We start from the raw sequence: 18,840 nt of genomic DNA, 5'->3' as shown, positions 1-18,840 counted from the left end.
CTGAGCGTCGATATCCTGCGCGTCTAGCACGCGCTCGACACGATCCGCACCGCCCGCGACGAGCCGCTCGCCCACGCGACGGCGCGCCACCCGCTCGATGGCCAGGCTGCCGACGAACACCGCACGATGCGCGAACCACTCGCGCAAGGACAAGGCTGGCGGGCTATTGCAGCACTTGCCGCAGGCGTTGCAGGCGAGTGACCAGCTACCTCCTACCACGGCCGCCGCACCGAATCCTGGTAGCGCGTGAGGATGAAATGCGCGACGTCGTCGGAGTGCCAGGCCGCGACCAGTGCGCTGACCCATGCCGCGTGCAGATCGCTGTCGCGCACGGTCAGCACCTCGGCAAAAGGCGAGCGCGCATCTTCATAGCTGATGCTGTCGCGCGCCGGAAAGAGTCCCGCGCGCGCGGCATCCTCGCTTGAAATCGCGACGATATCGGCGCTGTCGAGCGCCTGCACCAGCCGCTCGCGCGGCACGGCGACGATCTTCAGATGCAGCCGGTTGCCGGTAATGTCGCGGGTGGTGGCGTGCAGCCCGGCGCTGTCGCGAAACATGACGAGCGTGTCGTTCTGCAGCAGCACAAGCGCGCGGGCCATGTCGCGCGCGTCGGCGGGAATCGCCACGGTCGCGCCGGGGCGCAATTGCGCGAGGTTGCGCAGACGCCGCGAGTAGAGCGCCATCGGCAGCGTGATGGTGGGCGCCACGCTGGTTAGCGCGTAGCCGTGCGCGGCGCGCGTTTGCGCCAGACGCGTGGCGTCCTCGAAGCTGGCGGCGTCGATACGGCCTGCCGCGAGCGCCGCGTCGATACCACTGGCATTGTCGAATACCACCACGTCGAGCGCCAGGCCGCGTGAGGCGGCCACGCGTTTGACCTCGGCCATGATCTGCGCCTGCGTGCCGGGCGTCACGCCCACGCGGATCGTTGCGGGCGCAACCGAAGGTGCGATATCGGCATGAACGGGTGAACACGCCAGACTGAACGCCGCCGCCAGTGTGGAAGCAAAGACAGCAACGCGCCTCATGCCGGATCCCTCAACACCGTGCGAAAGCCGATATGCGAAGCCGCGAGATCCGCTTCCTGCTGTTCACGCGACGAGGCGCGATAGCGCACGCAGTAATCGCGCGAGCACAGGAACGAGCCGCCCTTGATGACCATGGCGGTGTCGTGGCGGCGCGAAGCGGGCGCGACGGCGGCGGTGTCGCCGTTCGTATGCGACTGATGCGGGCCGCTATAGACGTCCTTGGTCCATTCCCACGCGTTGCCGATCATGTCGTACAGGCGGAAATCGTTGGCCGCGTAGCAGCCCACTGGCGCGAGTCCAGCGTGGCCGTCCTCGCCGGTGTTGAGCACCGGAAACACGCCTTGCCAGTAGTTCGCGGCGGGCTTGCCTTTATCGTCGACGGGCGCGGCGTCCAGGCTCGCGTCGTTGTGGCCGGCCTTGCCCGCATATTCCCATTCGGCCTCGGTCGGCAGATCGCGGCCCAGCCAGTGCGCGTAGGCGAGCGCGTCGTGCAGCGTAACCAGCGTCACCGGCAGATTGCCTTTGCCCTCGACATTGCTGGCCGGTCCTTGCGGATGTCGCCACGATGCGCCATCGACCCACGACCACCACGCCAGATCGCGTGAGTTCATTTCCTCGCGCGTGGGGACGTGAAAGACGGCGGCGCCGCCCTGCTTTTCGGCTTCGCTTACGTAACCCGTGGCCGCGACGAAAGCCGCGAACTGCGCAATCGTTACGTCGTGCTGATCGATCCAGAATCCCGTGACGCGCGTGTTGCCGCCGCCATCGGGGCGTTCGTCGGGATAACCGCGCGTGCTGCCGAACACGAACGCGCCGCCGTGCAGATGCACCATGCCCGCCTTTGGATCGTCGCGCCAGCGCACGGGCAGGCCGCTGTAGCGCTCGCATTGCTTTTCGTTGCCAAGCGCGACGAGCGGACGGCCTTCATTGAGCGTGTCGAACGCGGAGCCAGGCGAGGTGCGCGCGCTCGCCTGCGATTCGTAGGTGAAGGCGAACGCCGCCGCGAAAATCGCGGCGCCGAGCGCCGCGCCGGTGAGCCAGAAACGCATCGCCATCCTTAGTAATAGCCGTGCGGCTGCAACGGTTCGACGCCGCCTACGCTCGTCATGTAGTCGTTCCATTGCTGGATCAGCGACTGGATTACCGAAGGATTCTGCGTCGATACATCGTTGACTTCGCCACGATCGGCGGCAATGTCGTAGAGCTGCCAATGACCGTCGGCGGGGCCAAGCGGCGGTTCGGTCCAGAGCGCCTTCCAGCGGCCGTCGGCGCTGCGCAGATAGGCGCGGCCATAGGCTTCGTCGCCAAACGCGGCGGTGTGGACTTCGGCGGTGCTCGTGCCTTCGATCAGCGGCAGCAGCGATTTGCCCGTCACCGGATACACATAGCGATTGTTGTAGACCACCTTGCCCTTGTTCTGGTCGACGCCGGTCAGCGCGCTGACGAGCGCAGGCGCGGGCGTCGAAGGCGGCGTGACGCCGGCCACGTCGAGGAAGGTCGCGGTGTCGTCGGTGACGTGCGTGAAGACGCGTAGCGTCGCCGCCTGGGTGGTCTGTCCCGGCAGATGCGCGATGGTCGGCACGGACACGCCGCCTTCCGCCGAATAGCCCTTCGTGTAGCGGAACGGCGCGGCGCTCACTTCGGCCCAGCGCAGACCGTATTGCAGGCGTTGTGCGTTCTGCTTGCCGTTGTCGGTGCCCAGCGCGGAATACGTGGGCTCCTGTGCGTTGGCGGTGTCGGTGGCGGTGGGGTCCGCGCCCGAGTCGATCGGCCAGCCCTCGGCGCCGTTGTCCGACTGGAACATGATGAAGGTGTTGTCGTACTCGCCGATGTCCTTCAGATGTTGAATCAGGAGTCCGATGTTGTAGTCGAGATTTTCGACCATGCCCGCGTAAATTTCCATGTAGCGCGCCTGCGCTTTGCGTTCGGCGGGCGAAAGGCTGGTCCAGAGCTTGTCGACGTTGCCCTGACCGTAATCGGCATAACCCGCCGATGCCGGATGCACCGCGCTGATGTATTTCGCGCTGGCGGTGCCGTTGTTCGCCGTGGCGGGCGAGCGCGTGAGCGTTTCGGCCAGACCTGGGTTCGGCTGGAAATCGGCGGGAATCAGGCCAAGCGCCTTTTGCCTCGCGATACGCGCATTGCGGATCGCGTCGTAACCCGCGTCATAGACGCCCGCGTATTTATGCAGCCACGGGTCCGGCACCTGCAGCGGCCAGTGCGGTGACGTATAGGCCGCGTAGGCGAAGAACGGCTTGCCGTCGCCCTTGTGCGAGTCGATGTACGAGATCAGCTTCTGCGTATAGAAGTTGGTCGAGTAGAACACCGCCGGATTGCCGCCCGTGCCGCCGGGCTGGCCGGGTTGCCCCGGCTGCACGTACTGGCCGTCTTCGGTGTAGTTCTGCGAGCCGGCGGGTTCGTGCGCGAAGTGATTCGTGGCCGCGCCGCCGAGCAGCGCGTAGCTGTGCTCGAAGCCCCATTGATCCGGCGTCTGGCCGCTGCCCGAGGCGCTGCCCACGATGCCCGAACCCAGATGCCACTTACCCGCCATGTAGGTGTGATACCCCGCGTCCTTGAGCAGTTGCGCGACCGAGAGTGCGCGATCGTTCAGATAGCCCTCGTAGCCGGGCAGACCTTTGCGCTCGTCGGTGGGCACACCCATCGTGCCTTCGCCAACGAGGTGGTGATCGGTGCCCGAAATCAGCATCGAACGCGTGATCGCGCAGACGGTGCCCGCGTGGTGATTCGTGAGAATGCGGCCCGAGGCGACCAGCGCGTCCAGGTTGGGTGTGTTGATTTCGCCGCCGAACGCATGAATATCCGAGTAGCCGAGATCGTCGGCCATGATGTAGAGGATGTTCGGCTGCTTGTGCGAAGCAGCGGTGGCCGCCGCGCCGGTCTGCGAGGTGACGGAGTCGGAGCCGCCGCATGCGCCGAGCGCGAGCGCGCCGGCGACGGCTGCCGCGGCGAGGCGTAGATGCGCAGCGGGACTCCCTGATGGGCGGGAAGGGGTGCGAGAAGCGCGAGCGGCTTTGGCAAGCGCTTGGAGGGCGGCCGGATATCTCATCGTCGTTGTTCTAGTACTTTTGTTTATTGGAGCGGCGATCTTAGCGGCGCGCGCGCAGGCCCCAAAGTCGGATTCGTCAGTTGCTTTGCGGGTGGGGTGATATAGCGCGACGGGACGCGCGGCAGCGCCACCGGTCACTTGAGATGGATGACCGGTGGAAGGGGCCTGCCGTTCTGGTGGCGTGGGCTGGCGGCGTGAAGAGTAACCGCCGCAGAGGTTATTTCAGGCAGGAACGAGCGGCAGCACGACAACGGCCGACTGCGCAGCCGCATCGCCCAACGTGGTGCAGAGCACTGGCTGGCCCTTCGTCTGGGCCCGGTGCGCGGCGAGCGCGACGGCGAGCAGCGCGCCCGCTGCGTGAGTTCCGCCGCAGCCGCCGTCGAGCGCCAGCGTGTCGACGAGCGGCTCGAGATCGGGGAAGCGCGAGCCGGCGAAGAGTGCGAGTTCGACCGCATGTGTGGCTTGTGCGCCCTTGTCCGCAACGACGCTGCCGATCGCGTTTGCTGCCACGCCGGCAAACTCCATGGCGCGATCGGCGGTCGCTTCGAGCAGCGCCCCCGCCGCGTTCGAGGCCGGTGCGTGGGGCTCATCGACCGGTTTCAGTGCTGGGCGGGCGATGATTGCGATGGGCGTTTGTGCTTTGTCAGCAGCGTCATCCGCTGTCTCGTCCGGCGCGCGCCGGGGCTCAGTGGAATCCTGCGTTTGTGCGTGTAGGGCGATCGCGGTGGCCGATTCGCCGGCGATCTCACCGTTCTGGTTCGAGGGCGTAAAAAGGTAGCCCGCGCGTAGCGCTTCGGCAATCGTATTGTCGTCCAGAGAGGAGTGCGTAGCCGCGACCACATGCCAGCGCGCTGCATGCGCCGTTCTCGCCTCTGGCGCCTCGTGGCCGAGCGCCATGATTGCAAGATCGAGCTGCGCCAGAGCACTCGCCGCTGTATGGCCTTTTACCGGCGTGACGCCAACGAGCAGGTGCGGCCACTCTTGCGCTATGCGTGCCTGCAGGTGCTGCGCGAGCGCCACACACAGTGCACTGTCCCAGCGCGGATCGACGATAACGTCGAACTGCACGCGGGAATCCGTTCCGGTCAGGGGATCAACAAGCGCGATATGGCCAAGTAGCCCGGCCGTGTCGAATACCACTTCCTCGAGCAGTGCGAGCGCGCGTAGCGTGTGGTCGGCCAGCGGGACATCGCGATACTGCGCTTGCCAGACCTCGCGCAGTGCTGCGAGATCCTCGTCGTGGAGCGTAGCGACGCGCGCAGCGCGCACGGGGAATCCCTGATCGTCTTTGAGCCGGGTATCGAGCGGCGCCCGAGCGCCTTCTGTGAGTGCGCTATCGATTGCAACACCCGAACTGCCCTGAGCCGAGCGCACGGCGATGTGCGCAATGGCGGCGCGCAGGTGCTGCGTATCCGGCGAATCCTGTTTTTCACCGACCTTGGGCGGTGGGGTATCGGCCCGAGGCACGATTGCGGTTTGTGAGCCAGCGCGTGCGCGCAGAGCGAGGATCGCGCCGCAAATGATCGCAACAGGCAGCGCAAAAAGATAACCGAACACATGTGCAACGCCCGGAATCTGACGGGTCGAACTCCACCAGACAAGCGCAACAATCCATACGACGACGAAAACGCTCACGCAAAGCGCAGCGCGTTTGAGGAACGGCGCAGTCATGGCTAAATGAACTCGGGAAGGTGTGCACAGTGGGCCGCCCGCAGGCAGACCCCAACTCCGGGCGCACGGTGCATGGTGTGCATGTGCTGCATCAGCCGATGCTCGACGTTGCCTGCGTGGCGATCAGCGACGCGCCGCACGACGTCTTGTCGCCATGGCGCGCCACGGCCTTGCCGTCGACCAGCATGGTGTCGTCGCCTGTGACAATGGTCGTGACGTTCTGGTGACGCGGACATTGAACCTTGTCGCCTACGCACGCGACGTTGCGACCGTGCACCTGCATCATGCCCGATGCAGTGATGACCGTGCCGCCATGGTCCGTCTTGTCGCCCAGAAGAATGAGTGCGCGCCCCATGACATCCTCGTTGTTATGTACAGCCGCATGCATAACGCCTTTTGGCGTTTTGCATGCTGATTCGTTGACGTTAAAACTGGTGATGAACGACCGCTATTTTGCCGAAAGCCAATGAAGAGTCTTTGGAAAACGCTGTGATCGAAATTATTGTGCCGTGCCAATATGCCAGCGTCGCAAGTTTATCTACCGATTCATGCAGCGGCAAGTGTGATCTATCAGTATATTTTACGTGCAGGTTAATAATTCAAAGAATAAATTACCGCTGTTAGCCGGGTAAGGTATGTGCGGACGATGTGGGGCGGAAATTACTCATTGAATCAATAGTGTGTGGGATTTAAATCGAATTAAATCATGGCGGGATGCCAAAAAAAACAGATAGAATCGTGCTCCGCAAGATGGCACATATCAAAGGCTGTTGAAACTGGGTATCGTGATTATCAAGCTTGTGCGGCGATGCGCCATGCATCAAGCGCCGCTGATTTCGTTATGCAAGGCCTCTGGTATTGAGGGGAATCTCCTTGAATGGCGGTCGCTTTAATGACGATCTAAGGGAAAAATATGGGGGCGCAGGATCTGATCTCGGCCATGACTGGCGGTCTTGTACAAACAGGACGGCTGATCAGGCTCGATACGCCGCTTGGCGAGAGCGTACTCGTGCCGCAGCGCTTGATTGGCCGCTCGGCTATCGGTCGTGATTTCGGCTTCAGGCTCGATGTGGTTTCGACGAACGATAACGTCGAACTCAAGAAACTCATCGCGCAACCCGTGACGCTGTGGCTCCAGCAGACGGACCAGAGCTATCTGCCCCATCACGGTTACGTGCATACCGCACGCCGCCTTGGAGCGGACGGGGGGCTGACGAGCTATCAGCTCGAATTCGCGTCGTGGCAAAACTTCCTGCGCTTTCGCAAGGATGCGCGGATCTGGCAGGACAAGACCGCCGACGCCATCCTCTCGGACGTATTCAACTCGCACCCGCAGGCGCGTGGCGCATTCCGCTTTTCCCTGCAGGCCGCATTGCCGCAACGTTCTTTTTGCGTGCAATACGAAGACGACTGGAACTTCTGCCAGCGGATCATGGAATCGGAGGGGCTGATCAGCTATGTCGAGCAGGCGGCCGACGGCAAATCGCACACGATCGTCGTCACTGACAATATCGCTGCGCTGCCGGCATTGAACCCCCAAACCGTGGATTTTTATCGTTCCGGCGTAAACAGTGAAACTGATGCGCTGGTTCAATGGAGCGGCACGCGTGCGCTGCAAAGCGTAACTTTGACTACGCGCACTTACGACTACAAGTCGCCCGCTACGTCGCAGAATCCCAAGGGCACATCGGTCCCTACGCTTACCACGCAAGGCGATCTACCTCAGCAAGCCGAAGTCTACGAATATACGGGCGCCTATACGTACGGAGCACAGCCGGACGGAGACAGGCTTTCGCGAATCCGGATGGAGGAGTGGGAATCTCGCGCAAAGCGCTTCGAAGGCGCCGGTGCGGTGCGACGACTGGATGCCGGGCGTTGGTTCTCCCTGTCTGGCCATCCAGAGCACGACACGGACAGCGAGCAGAACCGGCAGTTCGCGATTATCGACGCGACCTGGTACATCGAAAACAATTTGCCGGTATCGGCCACGCAAAAGCAGACGTTCGCGCACAGCCTGTGCAGCGAACTCGCTGCGATCAAGGCGGCTCACCAGGGCGAAAGCGAAGCGTTGACGGTCTCGGGCGCGGACGGCAGCGAAGGCTTTCTGCTGGTGAAAATCGAGGCGCAACGCAAGACTGTGGCGTATCGCATGCCGCTGGAGCATCACAAGCCGGTCATGCAGATGCAAACCGCGATTGTGGTCGGGCCTGCAAACGAAGAGGTGTACACCGACTCGCTGAATCGCATCAAGGTGCATTTCCATTGGGATCGCCTGAATCAAGGCGATGAAAATGCATCGTGCTGGGTTCGTGTGGCGATGCCCGATACGGGCAGCGGCTACGGCGGCGTGCATGTGCCGCGCGTGGGCGAAGAAGTGATCATCAACTGGCTCGATGGCGATTGCGACCGGCCGATCGTGACGGGACGGGTCTATAACGCATCGACGAATCCCGACTGGCACACGAACGGGATTCTCTCCGGCTACAAGTCGAAGGAATACGGCGGCAGCGGGTACAGCCAGATGGTGCTGGACGACGCCACCGGCCAGAACCGCATGCAGCTCTACAGCACGAGTGCGAACTCGCAACTACACCTGGGATACCTGATTGCGCAGAATGCGAATGCTCGGGGTAGCTATCTGGGTAGCGGTTTCGATCTGAAATCGGATGCATTCGGCGCGGTGCGCGCGGGCAAGGGCCTGTACGTCAGTACTCATGCGAAGAACGCGACGAGCCAGCAACTCGACGTGAGCGAGGCGCATACGCAACTGTCGGGCGCGCAGGACATGCTCGACGCGCTTTCGCAGACCAGCGAGACGCATCAGGCTGAATCGCTGCAGGACGGCGTGAGTGCGCTCAAGACGTTTACGGGCGCGACGCAGTCGAACGTACAAGGCGCGAGTGCAAGCGGCGGCAATACCGCGGGCGGTGGCACGGGAAGCGCGAATGCATTCAGCGAATCGCTATTGCTGATGGCCAGTCCATCCGGTATTGCATTGTCGACGCAACAATCCGCGCATATCGCTGCCGATCAACAGATCGCCCTTGTGGGTGGTCAGAACGTGCAGGTGGCGACGGGCAAGTCGCTCATTGCGAGCGCGAAGGAAAAGATCAGCCTGTTCGTGCAGAACTCGGGCATGAAGCTGTTTGCGGGTAAGGGCAAGGTGGAAATTCGCGCGCACGACGACAATGTCGAACTCACCGCGCAAAAGACCGTCAAGTTGATCTCTGCGACGGAAAACGTCGAAGCCGCAGCGAAGCAGGAGATCCTGCTGACTTCCGGCGGCGCCTATATCCGCATCAAGGACGGCAACATCGAAATTCACGCACCGGGCAAGATCGATATCAAGGGCAGCCAGCATAGTCTCAGCGGTCCGGCGAGCACCAGCTATCCGTTGCCGACTCTGCCGGAAGGGGTGTGCAAGGATTGCCTGCAACACGCCGCACAACTGAAGACGGCCTTCACGCCGCGTGTTTGAAGGGTAGAGCCATGACTGCTACGAATGTCGATCAATTATTCGCCGACCTGCTTGCGTGGCAGGCTTCGGTTGAGACGCCGCCGGCGACAGGCGGGCGCTACAGCCTCTACGCTCTGATCGATGGCGTTCTCGATGCAACGCTGCTTGGCGAGGCTGACCGCCACGGGATTGCCTGGCGCGGACTTTATCCGGAGTCGATGCTTGAATCGCGCACGCCTGCGATGGGCCCACTGCTCGTCGCGCTCGACCCTGCTCGCGCGGAACACGAAGCGTTTATGCGTCTGCTGCTCAAACGCGCGCAGACACAGGATCTGATGGTGTGGATTGCGTCTCGACAGCCGATTGACGCCCTGGCCATTCATCTGCAGGCCTACGCGGAGGTTGTGCTGCCCGACGGCCGTCGCGCGCTTTTGCGCCATTACGATCCGTCGATCCTCGAGATCCTGGTGTCGGTGTTCGATGAGCAACAGCGCGCCGATTTTCTGGCTGGGGTGCGCGAATACCGCTATTGGCGTAGTGGCTGGCGCAGTGTGGCCGGTGTGGATGCCGATACCTTGCCTAAGGCATTGGTCGACACCATCGTGCTCACGCCTGCGCAGTTTGAGTTGTTATCCAATGAGAGTTTTGCCGAGACGCTTTATCACCGGCTAAAGGACGAGTTGTTGCCGCCCGCAAGTGCGATGGACAGCCACGATTGCATCACGACGATTCGTGCATTGCTGGCGCGCGCCGCGCAAACGCATGGTTTGAAAAGCGAGAGCGATCTGGCCTATTTCACACTTCTCGCGCTTAATGTGCATCCGTCGTTCGATACGCACGCGCAGATTGCAGAGACGTTGGCGGCGCAAAGCGATAGCGACGCGCCGCTTACGGCGAAGCTCGAGGGAATTGACGCAGTGGTTTGGGATGAATTGCTGCGTGAGCGGGATGCAGCGGTAGCGTGAACCCCGCCTGAAGCTATCAGCAACAACAGATAATCGCGACGGAATTGTCGCTAATAGAAAGACTAAACGATGACACAAACGACTTCTCATCAACGCTGGAATTTTCTTCGACGTTTGCGGGACGCGTTTCATACGCGTGGGAAATTCCGTAACGTTGCGCTAGCTGCGATGCTTCTGGGCGGCGCTGTCTGGAGTCATGCGTGTGTTTCCGGCGAGGATGCGTATGGCCCATATAGTGTGATCGGCTACAACTACACGGATCGGCATATTTCCAGTTTTTATGTTAACGGATTTGCCGGCGGCTCTTCCGAAGCACACCAGTCGGGTGGCGGGGGCGGAATCGTATGCTGCTTCAGCATTCCAAAACACACGAAGCAGCTTCATGTGAAGGTCGAGCTTGAGTGGACGAAGGCGCAGTATCTGGCCGATGCTCCGCACGATACATTTGAAACCGATATACCCGTTCCGCCTTTGAAGAATAAACACGACGGCTTTATCGAGTTCCATTTTCTTCCAAACCGGCGCGTCGAGGCTGCGTGGGTGAATTTCCCGACCAATCCGGACATCCCGGGTACGCACTGACAAGGACGACACGATGGCATTCTCATGGCTGAAAGCGCCTTCGACGGCTGAAAGCGCAACGTGGTCGGGCGCTGCGTCGCCTGGCGGAGCCGATCGTGCGCAGCGGGCAGCCAGCGTGGCGAAGGCATTGCCTGATTCACCTCCGGATGGCTGTTATCGCTGTCAGCAGGAAATTACGATCAGCTTCTTTTTCGATGGCTTTGGACATACTTCCGGGGACACCGAGGAACTCTCGAATATTGGCCGGCTGTATCTTGCCCACGAGCCCACGAACGAAAAGACCGGTATTTATCGGCTTTACATTGAGGGGATGGGCCGCTTGCTGTCCGATGATCCCACGGGGATTGACGGTGCCCTGGGCGCGAAATTCAAAAGCGAGGTACAGGGCTTTCTGAAAGGTCAAGCGACGGGAGCAGCGAAAAAAGGCGCGACGGACGCAGCCAAAAAAATTGCCGCCGACTGGAAGGGCGGCGACGTACGGGGGAAGGTCAAATCATCGATGATGGATGCGTTCAACCCCAGGAAAATTGCCGAGAATCTCAGCAAGGCGACGACTTATGTCCCCATGGTCGTTTCGTCAGCGATCAAGGTGGTTGCAGATTCCTATCCGCCGATTCGCGACAGCGAGATTGCTGCCGCGTATATGGGCACCGGTTTCGATGCGCGGGTCGATAAGGCGACAATCCTGTTCAAGCAGATCGTCGAAAATGCAAAGACCGACCCGCGCCCGCTGAAAACCATCCGCATATCGATGTTTGGATTCGATCGTGGAGGCGTCATTGCCCGCAAATTCTCCAATGATCTGATCGATAAGGTTTGCACGAAAAAAGACGGAGCGGTGACCTATAAGGGCATCAAGGTCCAGTTCGACTATATGGGCCTGGTCGATTGCGTATCGAGCGCCTACGCCGATTCATTATTCAGCAAGGTGCTGTCTCCGGTGCTGTCGTTCATCCCGGGAGAAGGTCTGGTGGCGAAGATCACGACCAAGGGCATTGGCGTGATTGTTGGTCTCGCGAAGCAGTCATTAGGCCAGTACGACACACCGGGCGAATTCAAGCGTGTGACCCATCACGTCGCCGCAACCGAACTGCGCTTCTACAAGGATCTCGACTCGCCGCGCGACTCGAAGAATGCGGCGAATCTCGTTGAAATTGTTTATCCAGGCAGTCAGGCGGATGTTGGCGGCGGCTTCAAGGATGGCGAAGAAGACAAATCCTCGGAACTTGCACGCGTTTCAGCGCAGAACATGCTCAACGAGGGTTGGTCTTACGGCGTGCCGTTGCGTCGTCTCGATCAATTGGAGGCGCAAGGTCTGTTCTCCGTGCAGAAACAGATTGCATTCCAGAAAACGGTCAATGTCGGCGGCAAGAACATGAATGCGGGTGACCTGTTCGCGGCCTATACCGCACAATTGCGCGCTGGCGGCAGGGCTCAGCTGGAGCAGCATATGCTTGCCCACCAGAAGCTATTTGTCTCGTGGGCGCGGGGCGTGCATGACCGCACGCATGGGCCGAGCCAGGGGGACCTACTGTTCGTCAACACGGTGGACGCAAACGTCTACAACGCAATATTCGACGGTGAGACACCGCAGTACGACACGCGCGCCGCCTACTACGACCGCGTCGATCACGGCACCGAGCAATCAAATGCGTTCTACCAGTCAAAGCGCGTCGACGATATTTCCGATCCGACCGTGCGCGAACTCGCTACGGCGTGGGTCAAACCGCTGAAGCTTTCGCCGGAAGTGATCGCTTTCTTCGACCACTTCGTCCACAACACCATCACCCGTTTGAACAATGTCTCGCTGGGCGACGGCGTGTTCATGCAGTTGCGTTCTATCGACGATGCCGGCGCGGTAGCCCGTATCAAGAAAGAGGCTGCTGCCGCCGCAGAGTCGGCAGGCAAGGCGATCGGCGATGCTTATCTCAACGCGCCGCCCTCATATATGCCAATGCTTTAACCATGCCGGGGGCATCCGGCTTTCCTTATTGCCAATGCCCCGGTGTGAAGGAAGGAAACTCAATGAAAATTAACTGGATTGCAGGTGCTTTGCTGGCTCTCACGACAAGCGGAGCCTTTGCCGCAAACTGGGTCGCGCTCGAAAATGACAATCTACTGAACGTCTCCATCGACCCGTCGTCCCTCGTTCGACAAAAGGATCACACGCAGGTCAAGGTCAAGGTCGTCTACGCCGATCCTCAACCCTACCCGTCACATTCGTTCCCGGTGAGAAGCCAGGTTTCGCTATGGACGTTCGACTGCCCGGGTCGAACCTGGTCCATGGGACAAACGACGACCTATGGGCCACAAGCGGGCCAGGTCGAAGTGACCCCGGAATACCCCAACATCTACGACGATGTCCCGCCTGACTCCATGCAGTATCTCGTCATGAAACACGTTTGCAGCAAGTCCTGATTCCGGCGATATCGCCAACAGGTTTGAACGGCGTTACAGCGCACGCGGACCCCGCGCGACGCTGCCGGTCTCAGCGCTTACAATACGGCCAGTTCCCCCAACTGCGCCACAAAACATGACCCGAGACCCCCGCCTCACCCTCAACGCGCGCCAGCAGGAGCTGCTCGAATGGGTGCAGCGTGACGGCTTCGTGACCGTCGACGATCTTGCCGCGCACTTCGACGTGACGCCGCAGACCATCCGCCGCGACGTCATCTGGCTCGCCGACATGAATCTGCTGCGTCGCTATCACGGCGGCGCCAGCCTGCCCACCAGCGCCGAAAACGTCTCCTACAGCGCGCGCCAGCAGATGTTCCACGACGAGAAGCGCCGCATCGGCGCGCTCGCCGCCTCGCATATCCCCGATCAGGCGTCGCTCTTCATTAATCTGGGCACCACCACGGAGGAAGTCGCGCGCGCGCTCAACCGTCATCGCGGCCTGCGCGTTATCACGAACAACCTGAACGTGGCGAGCATGATGAGCGGCTATCCCGAGTGCGAGGTGCTCATCACGGGCGGCATCGTGCGGCCGTGGGACAAGGGCATTGTGGGCGAGCTGACGATCGATTTCATCCGCCAGTTCAAGGTGGATTACGCGATCATCGGCACCTCGGCGATCGAAACCGATGGCACGCTGCGCGACTTCGATACGCGCGAAGTGCGTGTGGCCGAAGCGATCATCCAGCACGCCCGCACCGTCTATCTGGTCACCGATCATTCGAAATTCGGTCGCCCGGCGCTCGTGCGCCAGGGCCACCTGAACCAGATTCACGCGCTCTTCACCGACAAGCCGCTGCCCGCCGACATGGACGAAACCATCGCCCAGGCCGGCACGGCGGTGTATGTCGCGCAATAAACATCGCTCGCGCCGGCGGTTGAAATGAAGCAAAGCGCGACGGGTTGCTCAGTCGAAGAATCGATGCGTCTGCTGGGCGGTCGCTGGCGGCTGTTGCTGGTGTCGTATCTGCTCGATGGGCCGAAGCGCTTCAACGATCTGCGCCGCGACATGCCCGGGATTTCGCAGCGCATGCTCACGCTCGATCTGCGTGCGCTGGAAGACGCGGGACTGGTGCTGCGCACCGTATTTCCGGAAGTGCCGCCGCGTGTCGAATACCGGCTCAGCGACGACGGCATGCGGTTGCTGCCCGTCGTCGAGGTCATGCGCGAGTTCGGTCTCTGGCTCAAGAGCCGCGTTTCTTCTGACATAGAAACGAACATCGTACGAAAATAAATCGAACATTTCTGTGTCCGTTCTGCTTCCTGACAGGCGGCTAACACGCTGTCTGAAGCGCGTTTTCTCTTATCTGCGTAACGCCATCCCCCGGGAAAACCCCAGTTTTTTGACCCTTTTCGTCCCCAAACGCCCGCTTTTCCCCACTTTCCCCTCGTTTCATCGGATCGAACTTTACTTTTTCGATTTTGTTCGTTAGATTTCGCATTCGAACATTTATGGTTCGTATATGGACTTGCATGGGGCCCGATCAAGGGCATTGAGCCAAGCCCACAAACAGGGCCACAAACAGGAAACGCAGGTGACTCAAGAGAATCGGTACGATCTGCTCGTCGTGGGCGGCGGGATCAACGGCGCGGGCATCGCGCGCGACGCAGCCGGGCGCGGGCTGTCCGTGCTCCTTTGCGAGCAGGACGATCTGGCTTCGCATACCTCGTCGGCCAGCACCAAGCTGATTCACGGCGGGCTGCGCTATCTCGAGTACCGGGAATTCGGGCTCGTGCGCAAGGCGCTGCAGGAGCGCGAGACGCTATTGCGCGCGGCGCCGCACATCATGTGGCCGCTGCGCTTCGTGATGCCGCACATGCCCAATCTGCGTCCGGCATGGCTGATTCGCATCGGCCTGTTCCTTTACGATCACCTCGCGAAGCGCGAACTGCTGCCGGGCTCGCGCGGCATCGACATGCGTCGCCACGCGGCAGGTGCGCCGTTGATCGATTCGATCCGTCGCGGCTTCGTGTATTCGGATGGCTGGGTGGACGACGCGCGCCTGGTCGTGCTCAATGCCCTCGATGCGCAGGAACGCGGCGCGCGCATTCTCACGCGTACCAAGCTGGTGGCCGCCCAGCGCGTGAAAAACGCCACTGGTGAAGCCGAATGGCAGGCCACGCTGCGCCGCGCCGACGGCAGCACCTTCGACGTGCGCGCGCGCGCCGTCGCGAACGCGGCCGGTCCGTGGGTGGGCGAGGTCCTGCACGGTGCGATCGGCGGCGACGCGCAGCATAGCGTGCGTCTGGTGAAGGGCAGCCATATCGTGACGAAGCGTCTGTTCGAGCACGACCATGCCTACATCTTCCAGAACCCCGACAAGCGCATTATTTTCGCGATTCCGTACGAGCACGATTTCACGCTGATCGGCACGACCGATGTGGAATATCGCAGCGATCCGGCCAAGGTCGCGATCGACGGCGACGAGACGCGTTACCTGTGCGAGTCGATCAATCGCTATTTCAAGCGTAAGATCTCGCCCTCCGATGTGCACTGGACCTATTCGGGCGTGCGTCCGCTGCTCGAGGAAGAGGGCGCGAAGAACGCTTCGGCGGTGACGCGCGACTATCGGCTCGAGCTTGACGACACCAACGGCGCGCCGCTGCTGTCCGTATTCGGCGGCAAGATCACGACCTTCCGCAAGCTCGCAGAAGAGGCCGGCGACATGCTGGCAGGCGCCCTCGGCAGCAAGGCTGGCGCATGGACGGCGGGCAAGCCGCTGCCGGGCGGCGACATCGCCAATGCGCGTTTCGCACCGTTCGCCGAGAGCCTCGCCAAACGCTTCGCGTGGCTGCCCGCACCGCTCTCGCTGCGCTACGCCCGCGCGTACGGCACGCGCGCCGAGCGACTGATTGGCGCGGCGAAATCGCTCGACGATCTGGGCCCGCAGATCGCGCCCGGCATCTATGAGGCCGAGCTGCGCTATCTGCGCGATACCGAATGGGCAACCTGCGCCGAGGATGTGCTGTGGCGCCGCTCGAAGCTCGGCCTGCATGTGGCGTCGGGCACGCTGGAGGCCGTGACGGCCGCGCTCGAATCGTGGTTCGCCGCGAGCCAGGCGCGCACGGCCGTGCCACATTGAGGCCACGGCTGGCAACGTCAGGCAGCAACGCAGGTGGCAACGCAGGTAGCAACATCGCGCGCCGCGTAATCCGTTAAAGGCGCGGCGCGAATCACAACTACGTACGGATGGAGATAAGAGACATGCAGGATCAACAATACATTCTCGCGCTCGACCAGGGCACCACGAGTTCGCGCGCGATGCTGTTCGACCGCCAGGGCCGCATCGTATCGACCGCCCAGAAAGAGTTCGAACAGATTTATCCGCGTCCGGGCTGGGTCGAGCACGATCCGCAGGAAATCTGGTCGACGCAGGCAGGCGTCGCCGCCGAAGCCGTCACGCGCGCGGGCATGAACGGCACCAACATCGCTGCTATCGGCATCACGAACCAGCGCGAAACCACCATCGTGTGGGATCGCGAAACGGGTCATCCGATCTATAACGCCATCGTCTGGCAGGACCGCCGCACGGCCGACTTCTGCGACCAGCTCAAGGCGCAAGGCCTCGAAGAGAAAGTGCGCGCCAAGACCGGTCTGCCGATCGATTCGTATTTCTCGGGCACCAAGATCCGCTGGATTCTCGACAACGTCGAAGGCGCGCGCGAAAAGGCGCGTCAGGGCAAGCTCGCGTTCGGTACGGTCGACAGCTGGCTCGTCTGGAACTTCACCAAGCACGAACTGCACGTCACGGACGTGACCAACGCATCGCGCACGATGCTGTTCAACATTCACACGCGCCAGTGGGACGACGATCTGCTCGAAGCGCTCGATATTCCCCGCAGCATGCTGCCGGAAGTTCGTTCGTCATCCGAAGTTTATGGACCGACCAAGACGACGGTGTTTGCATCGAAGATTCCGCTTGCGGGTATCGCCGGCGATCAGCAGGCTGCGCTGTTCGGCCAGATGTGCACGCATACCGGCATGGTGAAAAACACCTACGGTACGGGCTGCTTCCTGATGATGAACACGGGCGACAAGCCCATCGAGTCGAAGAACAACCTCGTCACCACCATCGCCTGGCAGATCGGCGATCAGGTCAATTACGCGCTCGAAGGCAGCATCTTTATCGCAGGCGCGGTGGTGCAATGGCTGCGCGACGGCATGGGCATCATCAAGAGCGCGTCGGAAATCGAGGCGCTGGCGGCCAGCGTCCCGCATACCGACGGCGTGTATCTCGTGCCCGCCTTTGCCGGTCTGGGCGCGCCGCACTGGAACGCCCGTGCGCGCGGCTCGCTGTTTGGCGTGACGCGCGGCACGACCTCGGGTCACCTCGCGCGCGCGGCGCTCGATTCGATTGCGTATCAATCGCTCGACGTGCTCGCGGCGATGGAAGCGGATTCGGGCATCAGCGTGGGCGAGTTGCGCGTGGACGGCGGCGCGAGTGCGAACAATCTGCTGATGCAGTTCCAGGCCGACCTGCTGGGCGTGGATGCGGTGCGTCCGCAGATCACCGAAACGACCGCACTGGGCGCGGCGTATCTCGCGGGTCTGGCGATCGGCTACTGGAAGAACGTGGACGAACTGCAAAGCCAGTGGCATGTGGACAAGCGTTTCTCGCCTAGCATGGCGGCTTCGCAGGTCGATGCATGCCGCGCGGGCTGGCAGCGTGCGGTGCGCGCCGCCAAGGCGTGGGCCGACGACACGCAGTGACATCGCGCATGCGCGATGTCATGGAAGCAAGGCAGTAGAAGTATCGTTGTAGAAACAGGGCATCCCAAGTAAATCCAATCACACAACAATAGCGCGCGGGCAGCGGGCCGGAGCATCGGCCACGCATGCCCGCTGCACAATAAGTGAGACAACCAAATGTCACCCTATATTGCGGAATTCATCGGCACAGCTATTCTCGTGCTACTTGGCAACGGCGCTGTCGCCAACGTGCTGCTTGCCAAAACCAAGGGCCGCGGCGCGGACCTGATCGTCATCGTGATGGGCTGGGCGATGGCCGTGTTCGTGGCCGTCTATGTAACGGCGGCGTATAGCGGCGCGCACCTCAACCCGATCGTCACGATCAGCCTCGCGCTGGCGGGCAAGTTCGCGTGGTCGAAAGTGGGCGGTTATATCGCCGCACAGATGCTCGGCGGCATGGCTGGCGCGTTCCTCGTGTGGCTGGCCTATCGTCAGCACTTTGCCAACGAAGAGGACGCGGATCTCAAGCTCGCCGTGTTCTGCACGGGCCCGGCGATTCGTTGCGTGCGCCACAATGTCATCACTGAGGCAATCTGTACCTTCGTGCTGATTCTGGGCGTGCTGTATCTGGCTGCGCCGCAAGTGGGCCTGGGTGCGCTCGACGCGCTGCCGGTCGGTCTGCTCGTGCTGGGTATCGGCATTTCGCTGGGCGGCCCCACGGGCTACGCGATGAGCCCCGCACGCGATCTCTCGCCGCGCATCATGCACGCGCTGCTGCCGATTCCGGGCAAGCGCGACAGCGACTGGCGCTATGCGTGGATTCCGGTTGTCGGCCCGCTGCTGGGCGGCGTGGCGGCATCGTCGTTGTATCTGTATCTGCACGCTTCGCACTGAAGCGTTGCCTTAAGGCGTGATCTGCCGCGTCGGGA

General features: G+C 61.8%; 15 protein-coding genes and 1 pseudogene. 10 read left to right on the top strand and 6 right to left on the bottom strand.

Annotated features, from left to right (window positions below):
* The 6 genes and pseudogenes from VG320_RS17310 to VG320_RS17285 form a co-directional block, all read right to left on the bottom strand.
* Window positions 1-219 (bottom strand): annotated as a pseudogene (locus VG320_RS17310) (flagellin N-methylase); the annotation flags it as partial.
* On the bottom strand, window positions 213-1,025 hold the full coding sequence (locus tag VG320_RS17305) for a MetQ/NlpA family lipoprotein (protein ID WP_327201311.1): 813 nt from the start codon (window positions 1,023-1,025) through the stop codon (window positions 213-215). The pseudogene VG320_RS17310 and the gene VG320_RS17305, both read right to left, overlap by 7 nt.
* A complete protein-coding gene (locus VG320_RS17300) occupies window positions 1,022-2,080 on the bottom strand; it encodes a formylglycine-generating enzyme family protein (RefSeq protein ID WP_327201310.1) in 1,059 nt (352 codons plus the stop codon). Before VG320_RS17300 ends, VG320_RS17305 begins: the two co-directional genes overlap by 4 nt.
* Window positions 2,081-2,082: 2 nt before the next feature.
* Window positions 2,083-4,092: an arylsulfatase gene (locus tag VG320_RS17295; RefSeq protein ID WP_327201309.1), complete on the bottom strand. Its 2,010-nt coding sequence runs from the start codon at window positions 4,090-4,092 to the stop codon at window positions 2,083-2,085.
* A gap of 222 nt (window positions 4,093-4,314) precedes the next feature.
* Window positions 4,315-5,763 carry a hypothetical protein gene (locus VG320_RS17290; RefSeq protein ID WP_327201308.1) on the bottom strand — a complete coding sequence of 483 codons (1,449 nt, stop codon included), beginning with the start codon at window positions 5,761-5,763 and terminating at the stop codon, window positions 4,315-4,317.
* 91 nt (window positions 5,764-5,854) lie between these two features.
* Window positions 5,855-6,118, bottom strand: coding sequence for a PAAR domain-containing protein (locus VG320_RS17285; protein WP_327201307.1), 264 nt, complete (start codon window positions 6,116-6,118; stop codon window positions 5,855-5,857).
* Between the two features lie 558 nt (window positions 6,119-6,676).
* Here VG320_RS17285 and VG320_RS17280 point away from each other — a divergent pair.
* From VG320_RS17280 to VG320_RS17235, 10 genes are all read left to right on the top strand, one after another.
* A complete protein-coding gene (locus VG320_RS17280) occupies window positions 6,677-9,241 on the top strand; it encodes a type VI secretion system Vgr family protein (protein ID WP_327201306.1) in 2,565 nt (854 codons plus the stop codon).
* Window positions 9,181-10,185, top strand: coding sequence for a DUF4123 domain-containing protein (locus VG320_RS17275; RefSeq protein WP_327201305.1), 1,005 nt, complete (start codon window positions 9,181-9,183; stop codon window positions 10,183-10,185). The genes VG320_RS17280 and VG320_RS17275 overlap by 61 nt, the downstream gene beginning before the upstream one ends.
* 69 nt (window positions 10,186-10,254) lie before the next feature.
* The gene (locus VG320_RS17270) at window positions 10,255-10,767 is read left to right on the top strand and encodes a DUF3304 domain-containing protein (RefSeq protein ID WP_327201304.1); all 513 of its coding nucleotides are present in this window, start codon (window positions 10,255-10,257) and stop codon (window positions 10,765-10,767) included.
* A 13-nt stretch (window positions 10,768-10,780) separates the two neighbouring features.
* Window positions 10,781-12,730: a hypothetical protein gene (locus VG320_RS17265; protein ID WP_327201303.1), complete on the top strand. Its 1,950-nt coding sequence runs from the start codon at window positions 10,781-10,783 to the stop codon at window positions 12,728-12,730.
* Window positions 12,731-12,792: 62 nt separating this feature from the next.
* Window positions 12,793-13,185 (top strand): surface-adhesin E family protein, encoded by a 393-nt coding sequence (locus VG320_RS17260; RefSeq protein WP_327201302.1) that lies wholly within the window; start codon window positions 12,793-12,795, stop codon window positions 13,183-13,185.
* 115 nt (window positions 13,186-13,300) lie between these two features.
* The gene (locus VG320_RS17255) at window positions 13,301-14,080 is read left to right on the top strand and encodes a DeoR/GlpR family DNA-binding transcription regulator (RefSeq protein ID WP_327201301.1); all 780 of its coding nucleotides are present in this window, start codon (window positions 13,301-13,303) and stop codon (window positions 14,078-14,080) included.
* Between the two features lie 24 nt (window positions 14,081-14,104).
* The gene (locus VG320_RS17250) at window positions 14,105-14,455 is read left to right on the top strand and encodes a helix-turn-helix domain-containing protein (protein WP_327201300.1); all 351 of its coding nucleotides are present in this window, start codon (window positions 14,105-14,107) and stop codon (window positions 14,453-14,455) included.
* 301 nt (window positions 14,456-14,756) lie between these two features.
* Entirely contained in the window at window positions 14,757-16,304 is a 1,548-nt protein-coding gene (gene glpD / locus VG320_RS17245) for a glycerol-3-phosphate dehydrogenase (RefSeq protein WP_327201299.1), read from the top strand.
* A gap of 122 nt (window positions 16,305-16,426) precedes the next feature.
* The gene (gene glpK, locus VG320_RS17240; RefSeq protein ID WP_327201298.1) at window positions 16,427-17,932 is read left to right on the top strand and encodes a glycerol kinase GlpK; all 1,506 of its coding nucleotides are present in this window, start codon (window positions 16,427-16,429) and stop codon (window positions 17,930-17,932) included.
* Between the two features lie 156 nt (window positions 17,933-18,088).
* Window positions 18,089-18,805, top strand: a complete 717-nt coding sequence (locus VG320_RS17235) for an MIP/aquaporin family protein (RefSeq protein ID WP_322045534.1) — start codon at window positions 18,089-18,091, stop codon at window positions 18,803-18,805.
* Window positions 18,806-18,840: the final 35 nt, after the last annotated feature.

The organism is Paraburkholderia sp., assembly GCF_035948235.1.
Lineage (GTDB): Bacteria > Pseudomonadota > Gammaproteobacteria > Burkholderiales > Burkholderiaceae > Paraburkholderia.
Note: the sequence above shows the minus strand (reverse complement) of the source record. Positions and strands in the feature narration are given on the sequence as shown.